General features: G+C 72.5%; 23 protein-coding genes and 1 pseudogene. 14 read left to right on the top strand and 10 right to left on the bottom strand.

All coding sequences use genetic code 11. The features are described from left to right. The 4 genes and pseudogenes from AQJ64_RS49970 to AQJ64_RS01475 all read left to right on the top strand — a co-directional run. A pseudogene (locus tag AQJ64_RS49970) lies at nucleotides 1–459 on the top strand (histidine kinase); the annotation flags it as partial. Between the two features lie 11 nt (nucleotides 460–470). Further along, nucleotides 471–905: a roadblock/LC7 domain-containing protein gene (locus tag AQJ64_RS01485; protein ID WP_055638744.1), complete on the top strand. Its 435-nt coding sequence runs from the start codon at nucleotides 471–473 to the stop codon at nucleotides 903–905. A 1-nt stretch (nucleotide 906) separates the two neighbouring features. Next, nucleotides 907–1263 carry a DUF742 domain-containing protein gene (locus AQJ64_RS01480; protein WP_055638740.1) on the top strand — a complete coding sequence of 119 codons (357 nt, stop codon included), beginning with the start codon at nucleotides 907–909 and terminating at the stop codon, nucleotides 1261–1263. Further along, nucleotides 1250–1849 carry a GTP-binding protein gene (locus tag AQJ64_RS01475; protein WP_055638741.1) on the top strand — a complete coding sequence of 200 codons (600 nt, stop codon included), beginning with the start codon at nucleotides 1250–1252 and terminating at the stop codon, nucleotides 1847–1849. The genes AQJ64_RS01480 and AQJ64_RS01475 overlap by 14 nt, the downstream gene beginning before the upstream one ends. On the opposite strand, the gene AQJ64_RS01470 is transcribed toward AQJ64_RS01475, so the two are convergent. Further along, a complete protein-coding gene (locus tag AQJ64_RS01470) occupies nucleotides 1821–2282 on the bottom strand; it encodes an ankyrin repeat domain-containing protein (protein WP_055638742.1) in 462 nt (153 codons plus the stop codon). The genes AQJ64_RS01475 and AQJ64_RS01470 overlap by 29 nt on opposite strands. 156 nt (nucleotides 2283–2438) lie before the next feature. Here AQJ64_RS01470 and AQJ64_RS01465 point away from each other — a divergent pair, with 156 nt between their 5' ends. Further along, the gene (locus tag AQJ64_RS01465) at nucleotides 2439–3809 is read left to right on the top strand and encodes a glycoside hydrolase family 43 protein (RefSeq protein ID WP_055638743.1); all 1371 of its coding nucleotides are present in this window, start codon (nucleotides 2439–2441) and stop codon (nucleotides 3807–3809) included. A 17-nt stretch (nucleotides 3810–3826) separates the two neighbouring features. On the opposite strand, the gene AQJ64_RS01460 is transcribed toward AQJ64_RS01465, so the two are convergent. Both AQJ64_RS01460 and AQJ64_RS01455 read right to left on the bottom strand, forming a co-directional pair. Then, nucleotides 3827–5635: an aromatic amino acid lyase gene (locus tag AQJ64_RS01460; protein ID WP_059202336.1), complete on the bottom strand. Its 1809-nt coding sequence runs from the start codon at nucleotides 5633–5635 to the stop codon at nucleotides 3827–3829. Between the two features lie 10 nt (nucleotides 5636–5645). Next, nucleotides 5646–6605 carry an ABC transporter substrate-binding protein gene (locus AQJ64_RS01455; protein ID WP_055637843.1) on the bottom strand — a complete coding sequence of 320 codons (960 nt, stop codon included), beginning with the start codon at nucleotides 6603–6605 and terminating at the stop codon, nucleotides 5646–5648. A 346-nt stretch (nucleotides 6606–6951) separates the two neighbouring features. Between AQJ64_RS01455 and AQJ64_RS01450 the strand changes: the two genes are divergently transcribed. From AQJ64_RS01450 to AQJ64_RS01435, 4 genes are read left to right on the top strand one after another with little or no spacing between them, the layout of a single operon-like run. Beyond that, nucleotides 6952–9828 carry a sensor histidine kinase gene (locus AQJ64_RS01450; RefSeq protein WP_059202335.1) on the top strand — a complete coding sequence of 959 codons (2877 nt, stop codon included), beginning with the start codon at nucleotides 6952–6954 and terminating at the stop codon, nucleotides 9826–9828. After that, nucleotides 9825–10301, top strand: a complete 477-nt coding sequence (locus AQJ64_RS01445; RefSeq protein ID WP_059202334.1) for a roadblock/LC7 domain-containing protein — start codon at nucleotides 9825–9827, stop codon at nucleotides 10299–10301. Before AQJ64_RS01450 ends, AQJ64_RS01445 begins: the two co-directional genes overlap by 4 nt. A 31-nt stretch (nucleotides 10302–10332) precedes the next feature. Beyond that, nucleotides 10333–10782 (top strand): DUF742 domain-containing protein, encoded by a 450-nt coding sequence (locus AQJ64_RS01440; protein ID WP_059202333.1) that lies wholly within the window; start codon nucleotides 10333–10335, stop codon nucleotides 10780–10782. Continuing rightward, on the top strand, nucleotides 10769–11368 hold the full coding sequence (locus AQJ64_RS01435) for a GTP-binding protein (protein ID WP_059202332.1): 600 nt from the start codon (nucleotides 10769–10771) through the stop codon (nucleotides 11366–11368). Before AQJ64_RS01440 ends, AQJ64_RS01435 begins: the two co-directional genes overlap by 14 nt. A gap of 100 nt (nucleotides 11369–11468) precedes the next feature. Here AQJ64_RS01435 and AQJ64_RS01430 read toward each other — a convergent pair whose 3' ends face one another. The 3 genes from AQJ64_RS01430 to AQJ64_RS01420 are packed head-to-tail and all read right to left on the bottom strand — an operon-like array spanning nucleotide 11469 to nucleotide 13962. Beyond that, a complete protein-coding gene (locus AQJ64_RS01430) occupies nucleotides 11469–12137 on the bottom strand; it encodes an ABC transporter permease (RefSeq protein ID WP_055638953.1) in 669 nt (222 codons plus the stop codon). Beyond that, nucleotides 12134–12814 (bottom strand): ABC transporter permease, encoded by a 681-nt coding sequence (locus tag AQJ64_RS01425; RefSeq protein ID WP_055638952.1) that lies wholly within the window; start codon nucleotides 12812–12814, stop codon nucleotides 12134–12136. Before AQJ64_RS01425 ends, AQJ64_RS01430 begins: the two co-directional genes overlap by 4 nt. Then, nucleotides 12811–13962: an ABC transporter ATP-binding protein gene (locus AQJ64_RS01420; RefSeq protein ID WP_079061407.1), complete on the bottom strand. Its 1152-nt coding sequence runs from the start codon at nucleotides 13960–13962 to the stop codon at nucleotides 12811–12813. The genes AQJ64_RS01425 and AQJ64_RS01420 overlap by 4 nt, the downstream gene beginning before the upstream one ends. Nucleotides 13963–14186: 224 nt before the next feature. Here AQJ64_RS01420 and AQJ64_RS01415 point away from each other — a divergent pair, with 224 nt between their 5' ends. Further along, nucleotides 14187–15059 carry a dolichyl-phosphate beta-glucosyltransferase gene (locus AQJ64_RS01415; RefSeq protein WP_059202331.1) on the top strand — a complete coding sequence of 291 codons (873 nt, stop codon included), beginning with the start codon at nucleotides 14187–14189 and terminating at the stop codon, nucleotides 15057–15059. Next, a complete protein-coding gene (locus AQJ64_RS01410; protein ID WP_059202330.1) occupies nucleotides 15056–17155 on the top strand; it encodes an ArnT family glycosyltransferase in 2100 nt (699 codons plus the stop codon). The genes AQJ64_RS01415 and AQJ64_RS01410 overlap by 4 nt, the downstream gene beginning before the upstream one ends. A 394-nt stretch (nucleotides 17156–17549) precedes the next feature. Here AQJ64_RS01410 and AQJ64_RS01400 read toward each other — a convergent pair whose 3' ends face one another. The 3 genes from AQJ64_RS01400 to AQJ64_RS01390 are packed head-to-tail and all read right to left on the bottom strand — an operon-like array spanning nucleotide 17550 to nucleotide 20347. Next, entirely contained in the window at nucleotides 17550–18302 is a 753-nt protein-coding gene (locus AQJ64_RS01400) for an FAD:protein FMN transferase (RefSeq protein ID WP_055638327.1), read from the bottom strand. 1 nt (nucleotide 18303) lies between these two features. Further along, nucleotides 18304–18999 (bottom strand): FMN-binding protein, encoded by a 696-nt coding sequence (locus AQJ64_RS01395; RefSeq protein ID WP_055638326.1) that lies wholly within the window; start codon nucleotides 18997–18999, stop codon nucleotides 18304–18306. 10 nt (nucleotides 19000–19009) lie between these two features. Then, entirely contained in the window at nucleotides 19010–20347 is a 1338-nt protein-coding gene (locus tag AQJ64_RS01390) for a ferredoxin reductase family protein (RefSeq protein WP_055638325.1), read from the bottom strand. A gap of 153 nt (nucleotides 20348–20500) precedes the next feature. Here AQJ64_RS01390 and AQJ64_RS01385 point away from each other — a divergent pair, with 153 nt between their 5' ends. The 3 genes from AQJ64_RS01385 to AQJ64_RS01375 all read left to right on the top strand — a co-directional run bounded on the left by AQJ64_RS01385 (nucleotide 20501) and on the right by AQJ64_RS01375 (nucleotide 23869). Continuing rightward, nucleotides 20501–21196 (top strand): response regulator transcription factor, encoded by a 696-nt coding sequence (locus AQJ64_RS01385; protein ID WP_079061406.1) that lies wholly within the window; start codon nucleotides 20501–20503, stop codon nucleotides 21194–21196. After that, entirely contained in the window at nucleotides 21193–22635 is a 1443-nt protein-coding gene (locus AQJ64_RS01380; protein WP_055638323.1) for a sensor histidine kinase, read from the top strand. The genes AQJ64_RS01385 and AQJ64_RS01380 overlap by 4 nt, the downstream gene beginning before the upstream one ends. 202 nt (nucleotides 22636–22837) lie before the next feature. Then, complete coding sequence (locus AQJ64_RS01375) at nucleotides 22838–23869, top strand: lysylphosphatidylglycerol synthase transmembrane domain-containing protein (RefSeq protein ID WP_059202329.1); 1032 nt, start codon at nucleotides 22838–22840, stop codon at nucleotides 23867–23869. A gap of 19 nt (nucleotides 23870–23888) precedes the next feature. On the opposite strand, the gene msrB is transcribed toward AQJ64_RS01375, so the two are convergent. Next, a complete protein-coding gene (gene msrB / locus AQJ64_RS01370) occupies nucleotides 23889–24296 on the bottom strand; it encodes a peptide-methionine (R)-S-oxide reductase MsrB (RefSeq protein ID WP_059202328.1) in 408 nt (135 codons plus the stop codon). Nucleotides 24297–24308 lie beyond the last annotated feature (12 nt).

The raw sequence follows: 24308 nt of genomic DNA, 5'->3' as shown, positions 1-24308 counted from the left end.
GCCTCGCCATCCCCGGCGCCCGCCTCAGCGTCCCCGGCAAGCGCCTCGCCGTCCCCGGCAAGCGCCTCGCCCTCCTCGACCGGCACCTCACCGTCCCCGGCGCCCGCCTCACCGTCCCCGGCCGCCCCCGAGCCCGAAAAGGCGGACCGTTCCGCCGGACTCGCGACCGCCGGGGCCGGGGGCCGGGCGGGTGGGCTCAGGCCGTTGCCGCAGCGGGTCCCGCAGACCAGTCTCGCCGCCGAGTTGCGGGAGGAGGCGCCGCCCTGTGAGGAGGACGGCTTCCCCGACGACTTCACGGCGGAGCGCGCGGCCTCTTCCCTCGCCGGTTTCCAGCGCGGCACGCTCCGGGCACGCGACCACGAGGACGCCGATGCCGACAGCGCCGTACCGCCGCCCGGTCCGGCGGTCACCGCCGCAGGCGCCCCCCAGACCCCGACCCCGCCCGCCGACCGCTCATGAAGGACACCGCGATGACACACTCCATCCCCGCCACGAACACCCAGCTCGACCAGTTGCTCACCGGCCTCGTGGACCGGGTGGCCGATGTGAACCAGGCCGTCGTGCTCTCCGAGGACGGGCTGGTGGTCAGCAAGTCCACCGGGTTCCTGCGGGAGGACGCCGAGCGGCTGGCGGCGACCGCCTCGGGCCTGATGAGCCTGAGCAAGGGCGTCAGCATGGACTTCCGCGGCGGCCCGGTGCGCCAGGCGCTCATCGAGATGGCGAACAGCTATCTGATCCTCACCTCGGCGGGCCCCGGCGCCCATCTGGTGGTGCTGGCCGGCTCGCACGCGGACGTCGGCGTGGTCGCGTACCAGATGAACATGCTGGTGAAGAAGATCGGCGAGCACCTGAGCGCGGCGCCGCGGACCGGTATCGGTCCCGCCGTCCGCGGCAACGGCGGGTGAGGTGAGCCAAGGCGACGAAGCGGGCCGCCTCGTCAGGCCGTTCACCCTCACCGGTGGGCGGACCCGGCCCAGCCGAGCCGACTTCACGCTCATCACGACGGTGACGGCGGTGGACCCGCCGCCCGAGCGGGCCGCACGGCCGCAGCCGGAACACGCCCGGATCCTGCGGCTGAGCGCCCGTCCGGTGGCCGTGGCGGAGCTCGCGGCCCATCTCGACCTGCCGGTGAGCGTGGTCGTCATCATGCTCTGCGACCTGCTGGAGGCAGGCCTGATCACGGCCCGGCCGCCCCGTTCCGTCTCCGGCGCCGCGGATCTGGACCTGCTGCAGAAAGTGAGGGACGGCCTTGGCCGGATCTGAGCCCACCGCAGGCGCGGTCGCGGCGCCCGACACCGTGAAGATCCTCATCGCCGGCGGCTTCGGCGTCGGCAAGACCACCATGGTCGGGTCGGTCAGCGAGATCGCTCCGCTGCGTACGGAGGAGCCGCTGACCGTCGCCGGTCTGGAGATCGACGATCTGAAGGGCATCGAGGAGAAACGGTCCACCACCGTGGCCCTCGACTTCGGACGGATCACCATCGGCGACGACCTGGTGCTGTATCTGTTCGGCACCCCGGGCCAGCAGCGGTTCTGGTTCATGTGGAACGACCTCGCCGTGGGGGCGCTGGGCGCGGTGGTGCTGGTCGATGTGCGCCGGCCGGAGTCGAGTTTCGCGGCGATCGACTTCTTCGAGAGCAGGCGCATCCCCTTCGTGGTCGCGGTGAACGGTTTCCACGGGGAGCACCCCTATCCGGCGGAGGAGATCAGGGCGTCCCTGGCGCTGCCGGAGGGTGTCCCGGTGCTGCTGTGCGACGCGCGGGAGCGGGAGTCGTGCCGGGACGTGCTGATCGCTCTGATCGACCGCGTGATCGCCGATGTCACCCTGGGGTCGGGCCCGGCCCGCTGACCGGCCCGCCGGTCTCGCGGCCGGCGATCGCGGCCCGCAACAGGTCGGCCGTCTCCGGGTGCGGGCCCCTCAGCGCCCAGCGCAGCGGCGTCCAGCCGGTGCCGTGGTCCTCGCGGAGCGTGGGGTCGGCGCCATGGGCCAGCAGGACGCGGACGGTGTCGGTGTGCCCCCAACAGGCCGCCGCGCACAGGGGAGTTCCCTCGGCGCCGGGTCCCGCGCTCGGCGCGTCGGGCGGCGCGCCGGCCGCCAGCAGGCTGCGGGCGATGCCGGCCGAGCCCTGAACACAGGCCGCGTACAGGGGAGTCGTACCGTCGGCATCGGGTGCCGCGGGGTCGGCGCCGGCCTTCAGCAGCCGGTCGACACGCGTGCCCTCGTCGCACAGGACCGCCCCGGCCAGGGACTTGGTGAGTTTCTTGCGCCGTCTTCTGTTCACGGCCGCCGAGGGTAGCCGTGCCGGCGCGCGGAGTTCACAGGAGTTTTTCCTGTCACAGTGATTGACCCGCTCCTCCCACACCCCTACCTTCTGATCGGCTCATCGAACCTTGTTCGACATTTCGACAAGGGACCCGCACCCCCGTGGAGAGAGCACATGACCCCCAACCCCTCCCGCCGCCTCTTCCTGGGCGCGGCGGCCTCCGTGCCCCTCGCCCTCACGCTCGGCACCCCGGCGGCCCACGCGGCCGACTCGGCGTACGTGATGTGCTACTTCACCGAGTCGACCAACCTCGGTGACGGCACCGACTACGGCCTGCATCTGGCCGTCAGCACGGACGGGCTGCGCTGGACGCCGCTGAACCAGAACAACCCGGTGGTCACGCCGACCGAGGGCGCGCTCGGGCTGCGCGACCCGTTCATCCTGAAGAAGCAGGACGGCACCTTCGTGGTGCTCGCCACCGACCTCAAGGGCACCGACTGGAGTTACGTCAGCCAGTACGTGCACGTGTGGAACTCCACGGACCTGCGCACCTTCACCGGCTACCACCGGCTGAAGCTGCACGACATGAACACCCACAGCTGGGCGCCGGAGGCGTTCTGGGACGCGAGCCGGGGGCAGTACGGGCTGATCTACTCCGCGGTCAACGACAGCGGCCACAACGTGATCATGGTGAACTACACCAGCGACTTCGTCACGGCCTCGGCCCCGCAGGTCTTCTTCGACCCGGGCTACGACGTGATCGACGGCGACATGGCCGTGGGCGTGAACGGCTACAACTACCTCTACTTCAAGAAGAACCAGACCCTGGTGGGGGCCCGCTCCACGACCCTCGCCCCGGGCAGCTTCACGGAGTTCTCCACCGGCGCCGCGCACGGCGGCACCGAGGCACCGACCCTGGTCAAGTCACTGTCCTCCGGCACCTGGTGGCTCTGGGGCGACACCTACACCCCCAACGGCGTCTTCTACGCCTGGCAGTCCGGCGACCTGTCGGCGGGCACCTGGACCGCGCTGGACCAGAAGACCTACACCCAGCCGGTCAACTCCAAGCACTGCGGCATCTCGACGATCACCACGGCCCAGTACAACGCCCTGCTGTCCTACTGGGGCGCACCCGCCTGGAACCGGCTCAAGTCCTACAACTACCCGGCCCGTTACGTCCGGCACTCCAACTACGTCGGCCGGATCGACGAGTACCCGGTCGAGCCGTACAAGGACTCGCTGTGGACGATCGTCCCGGGCCTCGCGGACAGCTCGGGCGTCTCCTTCCAGTCGGTCAACTACCCGACCCGCTATCTGCGGCACTACAACTACGCGCTCCAACTGGACGTCAACGACGGCACGTCGACGTTCGCGGCGGACGCGACCTTCTACCGCACGGCGGGCCTCGCGGACTCGGCCTGGTCGTCGTTCCGCTCGTACAACAACCCCACCCGCTACATCCGGCACTCGAACTACGTCCTGCGCATCGACCCGATCTCGACGTCGACCGCGCAGCAGGACGCGACGTTCTACGTCGGCTACTGAGCCCTTGCGCCACCGAGTCACAACTCCGCCAGCCGCGGCAGCAGTTCGGTTGCCGCGGCCAGGTCTCCGGTCAGGGGGCGGTCGTCCGTGCCGAAGGGCAGCGCGGCCGTCGCCAGGGTGAACGCGGGGACCGGCGGGGGCACCGGTCGCATCCGCAACGCGCGTACGGCGGTGACGAGTTCGCAGGCGAGGACGGTGCGGTAGGCCTGAGCCGCCCGGAGGGTCTGCCGGGCGGCCTGGCCGGCGAAGCTGGCGGCCTCCTCCAGTCCGCGCGAGAGGACGGCGTGCCCGGCCGAGGCGGGCGCCGCGCACGAACGCAGCTCCGCGAGCGCCGAGTTGGCGGTGTACTCCAGGATCATCGTGCCCGAGCTGCTCGCGGGTCCGGCGGCCAGGAAGCCGGGCAGACCGGTGAGGTCCGGGTCGCCGAGCGCGGACAGCCGGGCCACGGAGAGCTGGGCCGTCTGGAGCAGGGCGAGGCCGGCCGCGTCCAGGGCGAGGCCCAGCGGCGCGGCGAAGAAACCGCCGTGGTGGTGGGCGGTGGTGCCGTCGGCGGCCACGAGGGGGTTCTCGGAGGGGCAGTTGACCTCCACCTCGACGACCGCGCGCAGGCGTGCGCAGGCGTCCAGGGCGCAGCCGTGCGCCTGCGGGAAGGCCCGGAACCCGAACGGGTCCTGGATCCGCCGGCCGGGCATCCCCTCCCCGTTCTCCCCGATCCCGAGCAGCCGCCGTACCTCCCCGGCGGCCCGCGCGGCGCCCTCGTACGGCCTGAGCGCGTGCACGGCGGCCGCGTAGGCCTCCGCCGAACCGCCCACCGCCGCCAGGGAGAGCGCGGCCACGGCATGCGTGGCCCGCAGCAGCGCATCGAGCCCGTGCTGCGCCAGCGCCGCCTGCCCCAGCGCGAGCGCGTTGCTGCTCAGCAGGGCGAGCGCGTCACCGGGGTGCAGGGTGACGGGGGCGGGGAGGGTGCCGGGCGCGGGGGGCGTCTCCGGCGCGGAGACGGTGAGCGGCAGGGCCGCCGCACCCGGGTGGGCCGGGGCGCCGGGACCGGCAGCCGCGGGTGCGTCGGGTTCGGGCCGACCGGTCTGCGGGTCCGGGCCGAGGTCTCGCCAGGAGGTGTGGGGCCGGCCGACCATGCCGGCGTCGGGGCCGGTGGCACGGCCGGGGCCGCGCCAGGCGGCGTCGGCCGAGTTGTACAGGTCGCCGTCCGGGGGGCCGGCCGGTGCGGCGCTCCGGGTGCCCGCCTCGGGCCGGGCGGCGGGGACCGGGTACCCGGTGGTGGCCGGACGCGGGGCGGCCCCCGGGTGCGCGGGCCGGCCGGCGCTCACCCAGGGGCGTTCGCCGATCAGCGTCAGGCCCGTCTGGGCGAGGGCCGTGAGGTCACCGGTGCCGATGCCGCCGTACTCGTGGACGGCGGGGTGGACGCCCAGGCGCAGGGCCTCGGTGAGGGCGTCGACGAAGGCGGGCTGGATGCCGGAGCCGCCGGCGAGCAGCTGGTTGGCGCGGACGGCGAGCATCGCCCGGACCTGACGGGCGGGCAGCAGCGCTCCGCCGCCGCCCGCGTGACTGCGCAGCAGCCTGAGGCCATGGGCGCTCTCGTCGCCCTCGTCGACGCTCACCGAGCGGTGCGCGCCGACACCGGTGCCACGGCCGTAGAGCCGTCCCTCGGCGGCGAGGCGCTGGGCCGCCCGCCAGGAACGTGCGGCGCGTTCGCGGGCCTCGGGGGACACCGCGGGCACGGCCTCACCGTCGGCGAGCGCGATGAGCTCGCCGACGGTGAGGCCGGTGCCGGTCAGGACGACCGGCGGGGGGCCGGAGGGCGTTGCCAACGAGGGAAGGTCAGTCGAGGCCCGCGGACTTCAGCCAGGCCTTGGCGACGTCGAGCGGGTCCTTGCTCTCCAGCTGCACCTGCGAGTCCAGGTCCAGCAGGGTCTTGGTGTCCAGCTTGGCGGAGACGGCGTTGAGCGCGTCCACGCCCTCGTCCGAGAGCCCGCTCTTGTAGACCAGGGGCGTCACGTTCGCGAAGCCGAAGAGGTTCTCCGGGTCCTGGAGGACGACGAACCCTTCCTTGGTGATGGTCGGGTCGGTGGTGAAGATGTCCGCGGCCTGCACGGTGTTCTTCTTCAGCGCGGCCTGGGTGAGCGGGCCGCCGGCGTCCAGCGCCTTGAAGGACTTGAACTTCAGGCCGTACACCGACTGCAGGCCCACCATGCCCTGCTGCCGGGTCTGGAACTCGGGCGAGCCGCCGAGGATCAGGTCGGGCGCGATGTCCTTGAGGTCGGCGAGCGTGGACTCGGAGGTGAGCTTGTACTGGTCCGCGGTCGCCTTGTTGACCGTGACGGAGTCCTTGTCCTCGGCCGGGGAGGACTCCAGCAGCGTCAGCTTGGAGTCGAGCTTGGCCTTGACGGCGGCGTTCACGGTTGCGAGGGACTTCTGCTCGGCCTTCGCGTCGAGGTAGGCCAGCAGCGAGCCGTTGTACTCCGGCAGAACGGTGATGGAGCCGTTCTTGAGCAGGCCGTACGTGGTCTCGCGGCTGCCGATGTTGGGCTTGTAGGACACCTTGATGCCCTTGGCCTTGAGGGCCTCGCCGTAGATGTCGGCGATCAGGATGCTCTCGGCGAAGTTGTTGGAGCCGACGACGACGGTCCCGTTGTCCGCCTTGTCCCCCGCGAGCGGGTCGGACTTGTCGTCGGAGGAGCCGCATCCTGCGAGCAGCGCCGTCGCCGCGGCGAGCGCGACGGCCGCCGCGCCGGTGTTCCTGAGGGACCTGGACCTGCTGCTGTGGGCGTTGGAAGTCACGGTTCCGTTCCGAGCTCTGGGGGGCGATGAGGAACTGACGAGGCATGGAGCCTGGCCTGATCCAATCCACCCTGTTCTTCATCAGTCAAGAGCGATCCTGTTACCGATTCGCTTCGTTTCGTAGTCAGTTGCGTAGTCTTTGAAAGCCCTTCCCGGAGGTTTAGAGGGCTCTTCGTAATGGATTCTTGACGTAGGGCGACGTGCTCGATCGATCAAAGAAGCGATATCGTCGCCGGAGTCGGCACCGGCCACGGCGGTGTGCGGGGGCCACTCGAATGCTGTTTCGTTCACATTCGGCCACACGCGTGGCCCGGCACGCCCGCAACACCCCTTCGAAGGAGGCCCGGTGTCCACGAAAGAGGTGGACGCGCCCGCCCGGTCAGCGACTTCGGCACCGTCGTCCGTGCGCCGGGGGCTGCGGAGCTTCGCCGACCGGTGGCCCTTCCAACGCAAGCTCAACCTGCTCGTCGGCATCCCGCTCGGGGTCATCGCCCTGATGCTGGCGTACCTCTTCACCGAGCTGGTGCAGGAGTCCAACCAGGCCGAGAACGCCGCCCAGCTGGTGCGGAACAGCACCCAGGTGGCCCGGCTCGTCTCGGACCTCCAGAACGAGCACCAGCAGGCGATCCTGCTCTCGGTGCGGCACCAGGCGTCCTTCGACGGCGGCACCCCCTCCACGGACGCCTACCGCAAGGCGCAGCTCGCCGTGGACACCCAGGTGCGCAAAGTGGTCGACGCCTTCGGCGACCGGCTGCCGGACAGCGAGGCGCAGGCGCTGCGCGGGATCGAGGGCCTGGCGGGTCTGCGGACCACGATCGAGCAGGGCTATCTGCCCGCCGACAACATCGACCCGGCGTACTCCGGCGCCTCGGACGCCGTCATCGACGGACTGGGCCTGGACCGCGACTCCAACCTGGCCAGCACCTTCACCGGCAACCTGCTCGACTCGCTGCTGCGCGCCGACGCCGCCCACGGCGCCTACGAGACCGGTGTGTTCTCCTCACGCACCGGCGACAGCAACGCGCTGATCGAGTACACCGGCGCGGTCGGCTCGTACGAGCTGTACACCTACCAGGCCGATCGCTTCGGCCGGTTCGCCTCCGCGGCGCAGGCCGACAAGCTCGGCGGCATCGAGCACAACTCCGCGCAGGCCTCCATCAGCCAGCACTTCGCCGAACTGGCCGTCGACCCCAGCGCGTTGCAGGCCGAGTCCCAGGCGGACATCCGCAAGGCGTTCCGGGTGGCCCTCGCCTCGTACCCGGAGTACAGCGCGCAGGCCGATGCCCGGCTGAACATCACCACCTCGCTGATCGACCAGATCGCCGACCGCGCCGACGACGCCTCCGTCAGCGCCCAGTGGCGCGCCGGTCTGCTGCTCAACCTCGCGCTGGTCTGCTTCGCCCTGTGGATCGCGTTCTCCATCCTCGTACGGCGCTCCGTGGTGCGCCCGGTGCTGGCCCTGACCGGTGCCGCGCAGGAGGTCGCCGACGTCGCCGGGCGCGAGCTCGCCCGGGTCGCCGACGACGACGCCGAGGAGACCGGCTCGCCGCGGCTGCGCGAGCTGCCGGTCACCGCGGACGACGAGATCGGTGAGCTGGCCGAGGCGTTCAACAACGTGCAGACGACAGCGGCGGCGCTGCTGGAGCGCCAGGTGCTCAGCCGGCGCAACGTCGCCGAGATGTTCGGCAACGTCGGCCGCCGCGTCTCCAACCTGACGACCCGCCAGCTCGCGCTGATCGACTGGGTGGAGCGCGGGGAGACCGACCCGGCGCTGCTGGAGCGGCTCTACTCCATCGACCACATCGCGGTCCGCCTGCGCCGCAACGCCGACAGCCTGATGCTGCTGGCCGGCATCCGCGAGACCGTCCTCGACTCCGGTCCGACCGAGCTGACCAACGTGGTGCGCGCCGCGCTCGGCCAGATCGAGGGCTACCAGCGGGTGCAGCTGTACGCCCGCGGCGAGGCCGTGGTGGAGCCCGACATCGTCGGCGACCTCACGCTGATGATCGCCGAACTCCTGGAGAACGCCGTGTCGTTCTCGCCGGAGGGCAGCCCCGTCGAGGTGCGGGTCGGCTCCGACCAGGGCGGCGCCTCGATCACCGTCTCCGACCACGGTCTCGGCATGAGCGCCGAGCGGCTGGCCGAGGAGAACGCCCGGTTGGTGCGCCGCGAGCGGCTCGACCTCGTGCCGACGAAGGTGCTCGGTCTGTTCGTCGTCGGTGCGCTGGCCCGCCGCTGGGACGTCGACGTCACCCTGTCGCGTACCCCGGGCGGCGGTGTGACGGCCGAGGTCCGCATCCCGGCCACGCTGCTGCTGACACTCAGCGAGGTCGGGGTGCCCACCGCCGCGGCCCAGCCCCTCCCGGCCCCGTCGGCCCCCTCCGCCGGTCCCTCCCCCGCCTCCGCGGCCTCCGTCACGGGCGACGAGGCGACCTCGCTCCCGCGCCGGGTCCCGCGCCGCGAACAGCCCTCCTGGGCCGAGCGGGACCCCGAGCCGGCGACGGCGGCCGACGGCGCGGCCCCGGAGACGGCGGCCCCCCGCCGTACCGCCGAGGAGCCCTTCACGGAAGCCCCCGCCCTGCCCCGCCGCACGGCCACGACGGCCACGACGGCCACGACGGCCACGACGGCCACGACGGCACCGGACACCACCGCTCCGGCCGCCGTGTCGAACGGCACCGGGGCGGCCGACGGACGGACCACGACCTGGGCCTCCGCGTCCGCGGAGGGCCGTACGGCTCCCCGGACGTCCGCCTCGGCACACGACGGCCGTACGGCGGACCCGACCACCCCGTCGGCGTCCGGCGGACGGGCGGCGGACCCGACGGCCGGCGTCCCGGCTTCCGCCTCCGGTCCCGCGCCGGGCGCCGCCGCGGCGTCCTCCGCGGCCCACGCCCGTACCCCCGGTCCCGCCGGCCCGGCGGCCGGCACCCCGGCCGCCCGTGGCGAGGAGCGTCCGGCCGCCGCCGACGGGGCCCGGCCGCTGCGGCGGCGGGTGCGGGGGGCCACCCTGCGGACCACCGTGGACGCGTCCGCCGCAATGGCGCGGCAGGCGGCGCGGCCCGCCGACGCGGACGCCGTACGCAGCGCGCTGGAGGAGTTCGAGGCGGCCGTGGAACGCGCCCACCGCGACACCGACAGCCCGCACGACCGACGGGTCCCGGACGAGCGCCGGAACCCCCCGCACCACCAGAACCACCTTCCGGAAGGAGCCGAGCAGTGAGCACGTCGACAGGTGGAACTCCCACCGGAGACACCACGCCGACCGATCTGCGGGCTGCCGCAGCCGACTTCACCTGGCTGCTCAACCGTTTCGCCACCGAGACCGCGGGGGTCGTGGACGCCATCGCGGTGTCCTCCGACGGCCTGCTGATCGCCGTGTCGGAGCTGCGCGAGCACGCCGACTCCGAGCGCCTCGCGGCGATCGTCTCCGGCATCACCAGCCTCGCCGCGGGCGCCTCCGGCAACTACGGCCTGGGCGGCCTGAACAAGGTCATCATCGATCTGGAGGGCGGCCACGTCCTGGTCTCCGCGATCGGCAGCGGCGCCGTCCTCGGCGTGGTCACCGACAAGGAGGCCAAGCTGGGCAACATCGCCTACGAGATGACCGTGTTCGCCAACCGTGCCGGCGCCGCGCTGAGCCCGCAGCTCGTCCTGGAGCTGAAGAACAGCGTCGGCGCCACCCGGACCCGCTGACCGCGGCCACCGGCAGAGGAAGCGAACACCGATGGCGGACGGCCAAAGCCCGCACGGCCCCGGCGAGGAACCCCTCGCCCCGGCCGGCCCGGTCGGCCCCGCACCCGCGGTACGGCCCTTCCTGGTGACCGCGGGCCGGGTCGCGGGCGCGGGCGAGGCCGCGTCCGGACGGGCGATGCCCGTGGAGACCCAGCTGGTGGCGACCACCGAGGGGATCGACGCGCTCGGCCGGCTCTCCTTCGAACAGCACGACATCGTCGCCGCCTGCCGGGTGCCGCAGTCCATCGCGGAGATCGCGGCACGGCTGCGGCTGCACCTGAACGTGGTGCGGGTCCTCGCCGAGGACCTGCGCTCGGTGGGGCAGCTCTCGGTGCACGTGCCCGACTCCGGCGTCACCCATGACGCGTCCGTCCTGCGCAGGGTTATCGATGGCCTGCGGGCCATCCCCGACTCCCGGGGGGTACTCCGTGACTCCGACTGAACCGCTCGCCCGTCCGGCCGCCGGCCAGGCCGCCGTGCGGCCGCCGCTGCCGGTGAAGCTGGTGATCGCGGGCGGCTTCGGCGTGGGCAAGACCACCGCCGTCGGCTCCATCTCCGAGATCGAGCCGCTCACCACCGAGGCGGCCATCACCGAGGTCGCGGCGGGGGTGGACGACCTCAGCCACACCCCGCGCAAGACCACGACCACCGTGGCGATGGACTTCGGCTGCATCACCATCGACCCGACGCTGAAGCTGTATCTGTTCGGCACGCCCGGCCAGGAACGCTTCGGCTTCATGTGGGACGACATCGTGGAGGGCGCGGTCGGTGGTCTGGTCATCGTCGACACCCGCCGGCTCGACGACTGCTACGCGGCCGTGGACTACTTCGAGCACCGGCAGATCCCGTTCGCGGTGGCCGTGAACGCCTTCGACGGCAAGGTCGAGCACTCGCTCGACGAGGTCCGCTGGGCCCTCGACGTCTCCGAGGGCGTCCCTGTGCTGGTGTTCGACGCACGTGAGCGCGGGTCCGTGCGGGACGCTCTGCTGGTGGTGCTGGAGCAGGCGCTCGCCCGGAGCGGCGGGTAGGCAGGCCGACAGGGGGGTGGGGAACCGCGGGCCGGTTGTGGCCGGTCGCGCCGTTCCCCGCGCCCCTTCAGGGCGCCTCCCCCGGCGCCCCCCCGACTGCTCAGCCCGCTCGCCGTACCCCCGGCGACACCGCCACGCGGCCCAGCGCCCAGAAGATGCCCAGCGTGGTGAGGGCCATGGCCGCGACCAGGGTGGCGCCGCCGACGACCTTCTCGTAGTCGTGCTGGTAGAGCCCGTCGACGATGTAGCGGCCGAGGCCGCCGAGACCGACGTACGCGGCGATGGTGGCCGTGGAGACGATCTGGATGGCCGCCGAGCGCAGCCCGCCGAGGATCAGCGGGAGCGCGACCGGGAGTTCCGCCTGGAGCAGGATCCGGGTCTCCGACATGCCGATGCCGCGCGCGGCGTCCACCGGGGAGCGGTCGACGGAGCGCACCGCCTCGTAGGTGGTGACGAGGATCGGCGGGACGGCGAGCACGACCAGCGGGATCATCACGGGCAGCATGCCGAAGCCGGCGATGATGACGATGAGCACCAGCAGACCGAAGGTGGGCAGGGCCCGCGCGGCAGTGGCGATCAGGGTGAGGGTGTTGCCGCCCTTGCCGTAGTGCCCGGTGACCAGGCCGACGGGCAGTCCGATCAGGGCGGCGAGACCGAGCGCCTCCAGGGAGTACTGGAGGTGCTCCAGCAGACGGGTGGGGATGCCGTCGTAGCCCGACCAGTGGGCGCCGTCGGTGAAGAAGGAGGTGATGAAGTGCAGGACGTTCACCGGGCCGTGGCCTCCTTCCGGGTGCGGGTCGCGCCCGATCCGCTCGGCATCCAGGGGGTGAGCAGGACCCGTACGCCGACCAGCAGGGCGTCCACCAGGACGGCGAGGGCCGCCGTGGTGAGCACGGAGTTCCAGGCGAGTTCGGGCCGGTTGTAGATCTGCGCGTCGTGCAGCAGGTTGCCGAGCGCGCCCTGGTTGCCGATCAGCATGCCGACGCTGACCAGGCTGATGCTGGACACCGTCGCCACCCGCAGCCCGGCGACGATCGCGGGCGTGGCGATCGGCAACTGGACCTGGACGTAGCGGCGTACGGGCCCGAAGCCCATCGCGGTCGCGGCGGCGAGGGTCTCCTGCGGCACCGAGCGGACGCCGTCGACGATCGCCGGGACCAGCACGACCAGGGTGTAGACGGTGAGCGGGATCATCACCGTCAGTTCGGTCTGGCCGGTGTAGTCGATGAGGACGACGAAGAAGGCGAGCGACGGGATGGCGTAGAGCACGGTCGTCACCCACAGCACGGGCGGGTACAACCAGCGCAGCCGCACGCACAGCTGGGCGATCGGCAGGGCCAGCAGCAGGCCGCCGAGGACCGGCAGCAGGGCCTCGCGCAGATGCAGTCCGACGAGACCGATCCAGTCGTGCTGGAGGTCGCTGGGGATGTCGAAGAAGCGGTTCATCGCAGGGCCTTCGGCTCGCCCGCGCCGGTGGTGCCGCCGACGCCCGGGGCGGCCTCGTGCGCGCCGCGGATCGCCTCGGCGATGGCGGTCTGGGAGATGACACCGGTGGCGCGGCCCTCGCCGTCCACGGCGACCGCCCAGCCGGCGGGCGAGAGCACGGCGCAGTCGAGGGCGGAGCGCAGCGAGTCCTCGCCGGCGACGAACGGCCGTCCGTACGAAAGGAGCCGGCCGGTGTCGACGCTCCCCGCGGTCAGGGCGCCCGGCTCGCTCCAGCCGAGCGGCTTGCCGTCGATGCCGGTGACGAGGAGGTACGGGGCGCCCTGGGCGGCGCGGGCGATCTGCTCGGCGGTGGCGTCGACGGCGACGATCGGCGCGGTGAGCAGGTCGAGTCCGGCGGCGGAGAAGAAGGACAGCCGGCGGATGCCGCGGTCGGCGCCGAGGAAGTCCTCGACGAACGCGTCGGCGGGGTTCGACAGCAGGTCGGCGGGCGGCGCGTACTGGGCGAGCCGGCCGCCGGTGCGCAGGACCGCGACCATGGTGCCGAGCTTGACGGCCTCGTCGATGTCATGGGTGACGAAGACGATGGTCTTGCCCAGCTCGTCCTGGATCCGCAGGAGTTCGTCCTGGAGTCCCTTGCGGACGACGGGGTCGACGGCGGAGAACGGCTCGTCCATCAGCAGCACCGGCGGATCGGCGGCGAGCGCCCGGGCCACACCGACGCGCTGCTGCTGGCCGCCGGAGAGCTGGTAGGGGTAGCGCCTGGCGAGGGACGCGTCGAGTCCGACGCGCTCCATCAGCTCGCGGGCCCGGGAGCGGGCCCGGTCCTTGCTCCAGCCGAGCAGCCGGGGCACGGTGGCGATGTTGTCGACGATCGTGCGGTGCTGGAAGAGCCCGGCGTTCTGGATGACGTAACCCATGGACCGGCGCAGGGTGTTGACGGGCTGCCGCCGGCTGTCCTGGCCGTCGATCCAGATGGTGCCCTCGCTGGGCTCGACCATCCGGTTGATCATCCGCAGGGTCGTCGTCTTGCCGCATCCGGAAGGGCCGACGAGGACGGTGATCGCGCGGTCCGGTATCTCGAGGGAGAGCCGGTCGACCGCCACCGTGCCGTCCGGGTACCGCTTGGTGACTGAATCTATCCGTATCAAAACGCCGAACACCCTTCGGGTCTGGCCGTTCCCGCCCGCTCTCGACCACCCGAGTTCGGACTGTTGCGGGGAGAGTCTAGACCGGTTGTGTTTCAGACGGGCAGCGGGTGTATGGCGCGCTTCAATCCCCGCCCGCTGTGCCTGACCTGTGAGTCCGCTGATTCTCACTCTCCCCTCAGAGGCGGCTCAGGGATTGCCCAGAGACGGCCTCCATCGTCGAGGCCATGAACGCAACGAACGCGGGAGGCGTCCGGCGCCGGTCGGTCGAGATCGTGGTGCCGGTGTACAACGAGGCACACGTCCTCGCCGACAGCATCGCCCGTCTCCACGCACACCTCGAAGACTCCTTCCCGTTCCCGTTCCGCATCACGATCGCGGACAACGCCAGCACGGACGCCACCTGGAGCGTGGCGACCGACCTGACCCTGCGTCTGCCGCACGTGCACGCCCAGCGGCTGGAGGAGAAGGGCCGGGGCCGCGCCCTGAAGCACGTGTGGTCGCGGTCCGCGGCGGATGTCGTCGCCTACATGGACGTGGACCTCTCCACCGGCCTGGAGGCCTTCCTCCCCCTGGTCGCCCCGCTGCTGTCCGGCCACAGCGACCTCGCGATCGGCAGCCGGCTGCACCGGCAGTCGGCCGTGGTCCGGGGCGCCAGGCGGGAGTTCGTCTCCCGCTCCTACAACACCCTGCTCAAGGCCGGTCTCGGCGCCCGCTTCTCGGACGCCCAGTGCGGCTTCAAAGCCGTCCGCGCCGAGGTCTTCCGGGCCCTGGCCCCGCACATCGAGGACACCGCCTGGTTCTTCGACACCGAACTGCTGGTGCTGGCCCAGCGCAACCGGCTGCGCATCCACGAGGTGCCGGTCGACTGGACCGACGACCCCGACAGCCGCGTCGACATCGTCCGCACGGCCGTCGACGACCTCTTGGGCATGGGTCGGATGCTCCGCTCCACCCTCACCGGCCGCACCCGCGTCCCCGCCGTCCCCCGCCGCACGAGCACCCCGCAGGTGCCCGCCGCGCGCACCACCACGACCGCATCCCCCGTCCCCACCGCCCGGCCCGCCGGGGCGAACGCCCACCTGGAGTACGCGTCATGACGACCCTCGCCCCGCCGCCCGCCCCGTCCCGGGAGGACGGCCCCCGTCACCGGGCGGCCCCGCCCGCCGACGGCGCCGGCTCCGGCCTCGCCGCCCGCGCCCGGCGCCTGTTCACCGGCGCCCCCGACGACCCGCGCTGGGCCCGCCCGGCCCTCTGGGCGATCCTCGTCCTCGCGACGGCCCTGTACGCCTGGAACCTGTCCTCCATCACCGGCAACACCTTCTACGACGCGGCCGTCTACTCCGGCACCAGGAGCTGGAAGGCGTTCTTCTTCGGCGCCCTGGACGCCGGCAGCTTCATCACCGTCGACAAACCCCCCTTCGCCCTGTGGGTGATGGGCCTGTCGGCCCGGGTGTTCGGCTACGGCACCTGGCAGCTGATGCTGCCGATGGTCGCGGTCGGGGTCGGCTCGGTCGCCCTCCTGCACCGCCTGGTCAAGCGGGACTTCGGCCCGGTCGCGGCGACGATCGCCGCCCTCGCCCTGACCCTCACCCCGATCACCGTCGCCATCACCCGGGACACCAACCCCGACCCGGTCCTCGTCTTCCTGATGCTGCTGGGCGCGGCGGCCCTGCTGAAGGCCGTGCGCACCGGCCGGCTGCTGCCGCTGGTGTGGTCGGGGGTCGCGATCGGCTTCGCGTTCAACACCAAGATGATGCAGGCGTACGTCGTCCTGCCCGCGTTCTTCCTGGTCTACCTGTGGGCCGCGAACGCCTCCCTCGGCCGCCGGATCCGCAACCTCGCCGTCGGCACGGTCGCGCTCGTCGTCTCCAGCGCCTGGTGGATGGTGGTCGTCGACCTGATCCCCGCCTCCTCCCGCCCCTACATCGGCGGCTCCACCGACAACACGGTCTGGGACCTGGTCATCGGCTACAACGGCTTCGGCCGGATCTTCGGCGCGAGTTCGTCGGTGGGCTCGCAGGGCAACGGCGCCAGCTTCGGCGGCGAGGCCGGCCTGTACCGGCTGTTCAACGAGATCATGGGCGGCCAGATCTCCTGGCTGATCCCCTTCGCGGCGATCGCCCTGGTGGCCGGTCTGGTCCTGCGCGGCCGGGCTCCCCGCACCGACGCCAGGCGGGCGGCCCTGCTCCTGTGGGGTGGCTGGTTCGTCTTCCACTACCTGACCTTCGCCCTCGCCGAGGGCACCTTCCACCCCTACTACGTCACCGCCATGGCGCCCGGCGTCGCGGCCCTGGCCGGTGCGGGCGGGGTCATGCTGTACCAGGCCTTCCGTGAGGGCCCGGCGGCGAAGTGGAGCTGGGTGCTGCCGGCCGCGATCGCGGCGAGCGCCGTCTGGGCGGTCGTACTGCTCCAGCGGGTCTCCGGCTCCGGCACGCTGTACACGGTCGCGGAGATCGTGGTGGCCGCCCTGGGCGCCCTGTCCGTCCTCGGCCTGCTGGCCGGCCGCTTCACCCGGCGGCACCGGCTGATGGGCGTCGCGGCCCTCGCGGCGGTCGTGGCCCTGCTCGCCGGTCCGGCGGCCTACTCGGTCTCGGCGGCGACCTCCAGCACCAACGGCACCAACCCGACGGCCGGTCCCAGCACCGGGGGCGGCATGGGCGGCGGCCAGCGGCCGAGCGGTGACGGCGGACCGGGCGGCACCACCGGCGACACGAACAGCTCGGGCAGCACCGCCAGCGGGTCGACGGGCGTGCCCCCGTCGGGCACCGCCCCCTCCGCCAGCGGGTCCGGCACGGAGTCCGCCGAGTCCGGCACGGACACGAGCCGCACCGGTGGCGGTGGCGGCATGGGCGGCGGCAGCCAGGTCTCCTCCGCGATGATCACGTACCTGAAGAAGCACCAGGACGGCGCCACCTGGCTGGTGGCGGTGGCCACCGACCAGACGGCCTCCTCGATCATCCTGGAGTCCGGTCAGCCGGTCATCTCGATGGGCGGCTGGTCCGGCTCCGACAACGCGATGACCCTCGCCAAGCTCAAGTCCCTGGTGAAGTCCGGCAAGCTGCGCTACATCGTGGTCGGCGACAGCGGCCAGGGCTCGTCGAACACCGAGATCTCGACCTGGGTCAAGAAGCACGGAACGGCGGTCTCCGACTACAGCGGTCTGTACCGCCTGGACGCCTCCGACGTCGGCTGACCCCTCCCACCGCACGCGGGCGGGCCACCGGAACACCCATCCGGTGGCCCGCCCGCCGGCAGGTCCGGGGTGTCAGTCGCCTCCGCCACCGCCCCCGCAGCCACCGCCGCCGCAGGACGAACCGCCCCCGCAGGACGACCCGTCTCCGCAGCCGCCCCCGCCGCCGTCTCCCCAGCCGCCCCTGCGCCGACGGCGCGAGGATCCGGTCCCGCTCAGGGCCCCGACCACGAACATCACGACGAGCCCGAACCCCACGATCACCAAGAACTCCATCTCTCCTGCCCCCCGTTGCCTCTCGCTGTGCAGCTGTGTGGCTGGGGGATGCCCCGCACGGACCGCACGCCAAGCACGACTTGAGGAAGTCGAGAGCTTCCGAAGCCTCCGGCGAGAGACCCTAGGCCGACAGGACCCGGGCGGCGGTCCGCTCCCCCGCGGTCGGGAAGCCCGGGGTGCGCAGCACGCGGCCGCCCTCCAGCACCGCGAACACCTCGCAGCCCGCCCGGCCGGCCGCCCACTCCACGCCCTCCGCGCCCTGTGCGAACGCGGCCGTGGCGACGGTGTCCGCGAGGGTGAGGGTCGCGGCGACGACAGTGAGGCTGTCGAGGCCGGTGGCGGGCAGACCGGTGCGGCCGTCGAGGATGTGGTCGCCGCGCTCGTAGCGCGCGGAGGTGGCGACCGCCGCGTCGGTCAGCTCCAGCACCGCGCAGACCTTGTCGGCGAGCTGGGGGTGCCGTACGCCGACCCGCCAGGGCCCGCCCGAGACGACCACGTCACCCCCGGCGTTGAGGCAGAAGCGGCTGATCCCGGCGCCGGTCAGCAGCTCCGCCGCCCGCTGAACCGACCAGCCCTTGACCACCGCGCAGGGGTCGAGGCCCCGTCCGGGCAGCCGTACGTCGAAGGCGCCGCCGGTGGCGACCCGGTACTCCTCGCACAGGGCGAGCACCTCGGCGAGATCGGCGCTCACCTCGTCGCGGGACAGCTCGCCCCGGTCCAGGCGGGACACCTCGCTGCCCTCCTTGAAGGGGCTGAACCGCTCGTCGACCTCCCGCAGCCAGGCGAAGACGGCGTCCGCGGCCCCCTCGGGGACCGGCTCGTCGTCGATGCGCAGCGAGACGGGGAAGCCCATGACGTGCTCGACCCTGTGCATGTCAGCCCTTCGCGTCGATCGCGGCCTGGAGGGACTCCTTGTAGCCGTCGCTCGTGAGGGTCGCGCCGGAGACGGTGTCGATGTCCGCGCTCTGCGCCTCCAGCGTCTGAGAGATCAGCTTCGGCACCGCCGCCGTGGTCTGCGGGTGATTCGGCTGCTTCAGCATCTTCACGGCCGTGATCGTGTCGCCCTCGAAGGTCACCCGGACCTGGACGTCCCCCTTCTCCGTGGTCACGGTGGAACCCGAGACCGTCCGGGAAGAGGAAGAAGAAGCAGCCGCCGACGGGGATGCCGAGGCGGACGACGCCTGCTCGTCGATCGCGGCCTGGAGGGACTCCTTGTAGGCGTCGCTGGTGAGGGTCGCGCCGGAGACGGTGTCGATGTCCGCGCTCTGCGCCTCCAGCGTCTGAGAGATCAGCTTCGGCACCGCGGCGGTCGTCTGCGGATGGTTCGGCTGCTTCAGCATCTTCACAGCCGTGATCGTGTCGCCCTCGAAGGTCACCCGGACCTGGACGTCGCCCTTCTCGGTGGTCACGGTCGTGCCGGTGAAGGTGGTGCCCGAGGCGGAGGTGGAGGGGGTGGTCCCCGACTCCGCCACGGACGAGGAGGAGGACGAGGCCGCGGTGGACGGCTCGTAGCGCCAGACGGGGATCAGGCCCGCCACGCTCAGGACCAGGACGGGGATGGCTCGCTTCACTGTTTCTTCCTCATCCCGCCAGGCTGAAGCGTTCGAAGTGGATCTGCGTCCTGGGCACGTCCAGCTCGCGCAGGGAGCCCAGCACCGCGTTCATCATGGGCGGCGGTCCGCACAGGAAGACGTCCCGCTCGGCGATGTCCGGCACCAGCGCGGCCAGTTCGCGCGGCGCCAGCCGGTCCGGCACCGGCGGACCGGTGACCAGGTGCAGCTCGGCGCCCTTGGCGACGGCGAGGTCGCGCAGCTCGTCGTAGAGGACGGCGTCGCGTTCGCCGCCGACGCGGTAGACGACGACCGCGTGGCCGTCGATCTCCTCCAGCAGCGCCCGGATGGGCGTGACGCCGACGCCGCCGGCGATGAGCAGGGACTCGGGGCGGGTGCGGTGCATCGTGGTGAAGGCGCCGTAGGGGCCCTCGGCGAAGACGCGGGTGCCGGGCTTGAGGTGGCGCAGGCCCGCGGAGCCGTCACCGGCGGCCTTGGCGGTCAGCCGCAGCCGGGTGCCGTCGGGGGCGGCGGACAGGGAGAAGGGGTTCGCCTGCCACCAGCGGTCCTTCGTCAGGAAGCGCCACAGGAAGAACTGGCCGGCCCGTGCGGGCAGCCGGTCCAGGTCGCGGCCGGTGATGTAGACGGACACGACGTTGTCCGACTCGGGGACGACCTTCTCGACGCGCAGCTGGTGACGCCAGTTGCGCCACAGCGGCAGGACCGCCCGGCCGAGGACCACCGAGCCGAGGGCGACGCCCCACACCGCGTACCAGTACGCGGTGGCGGCGGAGGAGGCGGTGAACGTCGTACCGACCGCGACCTGGTGGGTGAAGGCCAGCACCACGGCGACGTACGTGTACAGGTGGACGAAGTGCCAGGTCTCGTAGGCGAGCCGGCGGCGGGCCCAGCGGGCGGAGGCGCCGCCGACGACCAGGATCAGCACCAGGGCGACCGTGGCGCGCAGCACGCCCTCGACGGTCTCGGCGAGGTCGACGAGCTGGCTGACCGGATTCATCGAGGAGGATTCGGCGTAGCCGAAGGCGATGAACACCACATGGCCCACCAGCGTCCACAGCAGACCGAAGCCGGTCCAGCGGTGCCAGTTGGTCAGCCGGTCCATGCCGATCCGGCGGTCGAGCCAGGGCAGCCGGGCCACCAGCAGCAGCTGGAACGCCATCAGCAGCGCGCCGTACAGACCGGCGAACCGGCCGATCACGACGAGCGCGTTGGAGGCGAAGCCGGCCTGGACGGCGAAGAGGGTCACGACGGCCGCGTTCACGGCCAGCACGGCGTACAGGCCGGTGCGGGCCACTACTTTGGGACGTATCGCCGTGGGGGGAACGGGAGGCGACTGGACGGTCGTCACGGACGGAAACTCCTTGATCGGGTCCTCAGAACACAGAGCTTCTCCGTGCTTGGCTGTCGATTTGCTGTCGTACAACTTTCAAGAGTTTATCGATCTGTGCGCGGGGCCGGACGCGGGTCTGGCGCCGGGGCGCGGGTGGCGCAGTATGAGCGGGTGGAAAAAGTACGACTCCTCGTCGTGGACGACGACCCGCCGATCGCCGATCTCGTGGCGACGGTCGCCCGCTACGAGGGCTGGAGCGCGGTCACCGCGAACTCCGGTGAGGAGGCGCTGCGCCGAGCCGCCGAGTTCCATCCGGACATCGTGGTGCTGGACCTGATGCTGCCCGACATCGACGGCTTCGGCGTCCTGGACCGGCTGCGGCAGTCGGGGACCATGGTGCCGGTGGTGTTCCTCACGGCCCGGGACGGGGTCGCGGACCGGGTCGCGGGGCTGACCCGGGGCGGGGACGACTACCTGGTGAAACCGTTCGCCGTGGAGGAGCTGATGGCCCGGCTGCGGACCGTGCTGCGGCGCAGCGCCGGGCCCGGCTTCCAGCGCTCCGTGCTGCGGGTCGCCGACCTGACGATGGACGAGGACACCCGCGAGGTCCGCCGCGCCGGGAGGCTGCTGACGCTCACCCCCACCGAGTACGAGGTGCTGCGCTATCTCATGCGCAAGTCGCCGACCGTGCTGACCAAGGCGCAGATCCTCGACCACGTCTGGGAGTACGGCTTCGGCGGCCGCTCCAACGTGGTGGAGCTGGTGGTGAGCCGGCTGCGCCGCAAGCTGGACATGACCGGCGACGATCCGCTGATCCAGACGGTACGGGGCTTCGGGTACGTGATCCGGCAGGCGGCGGCCGAGTGATCCGCGGACTGCGGCGGACGTACCGCGGGATGCGGCTCGGCACCCGGCTGGCGCTGAGCCTCGGCGCGCTGGCCCTGGTGGTCTTCGCCGTCGTCGGCACGGCCCTCACCACCTATATGCGGGACTATCTGTCGGCCCAGCTCAACGAGCAGCTCGCGATCGCCCAGGTCGCCCAGTCCAAGAGCATCGTCGACTCCGGCAGCCTGGCCGGGAAGAAGTACTGGGGCTGGTACTACGCCGTGTACGACGTACGCGACGGCACGCCCGTGCTGCGCAAGCCGGAGGACCCCGGCGACGTGCCCGAGGACATCGACGACCTCACCACCCTGGCCCGGGCGCAGACCCTCGCCGACCACGAGGTGGTGCGCACCGAGTCCCTGCGGGGCGACGGCGTCTACCGGCTGCGCGCCTGCGAGGTGGAGCCGGGGGTGGTCCTGGTCAGCGGCGCGCCCATGGAGGACATCGACAACACCGTGCAGCACCTGATCACCATCCAGGTCGTCACGTTCGCGCTCGCGCTGGCGGCCCTGGTGGTGTTCGGGCGGGCCATGCTGCGGCGCGGGCTGAATCCGCTCAGCGACATGGCGCACACCGCGCACGGCATCACCTCCCACGACCTGACCGAGTCGGCGTCCCGGCTGCCGCTGCGCGCCGACCGGGCGGGCGGCGGCCCGGAGGTGGAGGAGCTTCGCCTCGCCTTCAACACCATGCTGGAGCACATCGACGACTCGCTCGCCGTGCGCGCGCAGGCCGAGCAGCGGCTGCGCCGGTTCGTCGCGGACGCCTCGCACGAGCTGCGCACCCCGCTGATGTCGGTACGCGGTTACGCGGACCTCTTCCAGTACGCGGCCGCCAACGTCCCCGAGGAGCGCGACAAGCACCTGGCCCGCCTGCGCGCCGAGGCCGCCCGGATGGGGGTCCTCCTGGACGACCTCCTGCTGCTGGCCCGGCTGGACGCGGCGGAGGTGGAGACCCCGCTCAGGATGGAGGTCGCCGACCTGGTGGAGCTGGTCGGGCAGGCCGCCGACGCCTTCCGCGCGAGTCACCCCGGCCACCCGCTGACGCTCGTCCCCGGCCCCGCCGCCGTCCCCCTGCGCATGGACCCGCACCGCATCCGCCAGGTCCTGGACAACCTCCTCACCAACGCGGCCGTGCACACCCCGCCCGGCACCCCGGTGAGCATCGAGGTCTCCGCCTCGCCCGGCACGGCCCACGTCCGGGTCACCGACCGGGGTCCCGGCATCCCGCCCGGCGACCGCGACCGGGTCTTCGACCGCTTCTACCGCGTCGACAAGGCCCGCAGCCGCGACCGCGGCGGCAGCGGACTCGGTCTGTCCGTGGCGCGTTCCCTGGTCCGCGCCCACGGCGGCACGCTGGAGCTCGCCGAGACCCCGGAGTCCACCGCGTTCCTGCTGAGGCTGCCCCTGGGACGCGCCTGAACCGCGGCGCCGACGGGATGAGCCGTACCCGGTCAGGGCAGAACTCCCACAGCCGCACCGCACCCCGGTCGCCCCTCCGCCCGCACCTCGTCGGCTCCCGGACACCGCGCCGTCACACCGGAGGGGAAACTTCTCCCCCGTCCCCTCCCCGCCCAGGGCCTGTACGGCGCCACCGTGGCGCCGCGGAAGGACGACGTGCGCCGTGACCCTGCTGCCCGCCACTCCCGCCACCCCGCCCCAGCTCCCCACCGCCCTCACCCCGACCCCGCCGGCCACCGCGCTCCCCCGCCGCTTCCGGCGCTTCCGCCCTTTCGCCCGCCACGCCGTCAGTCTGCTCCCCGTGCTGTACCTGGGCGTGTGGGCGGCCGTCGACTGGCACGCCGTACGCGACGGCACCGCCCGGCTGGCCGGTGCCGACCCGTGGTGGCTGCTGGCCGGCCTGGTCTTCACCTACCTCGGCTCGGTCGCCGCCGCCTGTGTCCGCCAGGGCGCGGTCCCCGACCGGCTGCCGCCGGGGTCGCTGGTGGCCTCACAGATCGCCGCGGGCGCCGCGAACCACGTCCTGCCCGCGAGCATCGGCGCCCACGCGGTGACCGTCCGCTTCCTCCGGCGCCAGGGCGTGCCGCTCCCTCGGGCGACCGCCTCCATCGCCCTGTACTCCCTGGTCAGAGCGGTGGCGAAGACCCCGGTGGTGCTCGCCTTCCTGCTGCTCGCCCCCAGCGCGGTCCGCCCGGCCGCGCTCGTCCCCGACGGCCGGACCCTGCTGGGCGCGGTGGCCGGACTGCTCCTGGTCCCCGCGGGGGCCGCGGTGGTCCTGGCCCTGGTGCGGGCGGTGCGCGGCCCGGTCATGGAGTTCGTCCGTACGGCGCTCACGGACGCGCGCCATCTGCACACGCGTCCGAGCCGTTTCCTGCCCCTGTGGGGCGGGGCCGCCGCCGCCCCGCTGATCCAGGCGAGCGTGGTCGCCTCGGTGGGCAAGGCGCTCGACCTGCCCCTGTCCTGGCCGCAGTTGCTGTTCGCGTTCCTCGCCGCCAGCACCGCCGCGGGCGCCGTCCCCGCCCCGGGCGGTATCGGCCCGGTGGACGCGGCCCTGATCCTCACCCTGGCGGGCTACGGCACCCCGCTCGCCCTGGCCACCGCCACCGTGATCGGCTACCGCACCCTCACCGTCTGGCTGCCCCTGCTGCCGGGGATGCTGGTGCTGTCGGCGATGGTGCAGCGCAAGCTGCTGTGACCGGCGTCAGGCGCCGGCCTCAGCCCGCGTCCGGCGCCAGCCGCAGCGAGATGCTGTTGATGCAGTAGCGCTGGTCGGTGGGCGTCGCATAGCCCTCCCCCTCGAAGACGTGCCCGAGGTGGGAGCCGCAGCGGGCACAGCGCACCTCGGTGCGGAGCATCCCGTGCGAGCGGTCCTCGATCAGCTCGACCGCGTCGGTGTCCTTCGGGTCGAAGAAGGACGGCCAGCCGCAGTGCGAGTCGAACTTGGTGCCGGAGGTGAACAGTTCGGCGCCGCAGGCCCGGCAGGAGTAGACGCCCTCGGTCTTGGTGTCGGTGTACTCACCGGTGAAGGCCGGCTCCGTCGCGGCCTGGCGCAGCACGGCGTACTCGGCCGGCGTCAGCTCCGCCCGCCACTGCTCGTCCGGCTTCTCGACGTCGTACGACACGATTCTCAGCCC

This window comes from Streptomyces griseoruber (genome assembly GCF_001514205.1).
Classification (GTDB): domain Bacteria; phylum Actinomycetota; class Actinomycetes; order Streptomycetales; family Streptomycetaceae; genus Streptomyces; species Streptomyces griseoruber.
Note: the sequence above shows the minus strand (reverse complement) of the source record. Positions and strands in the feature narration are given on the sequence as shown.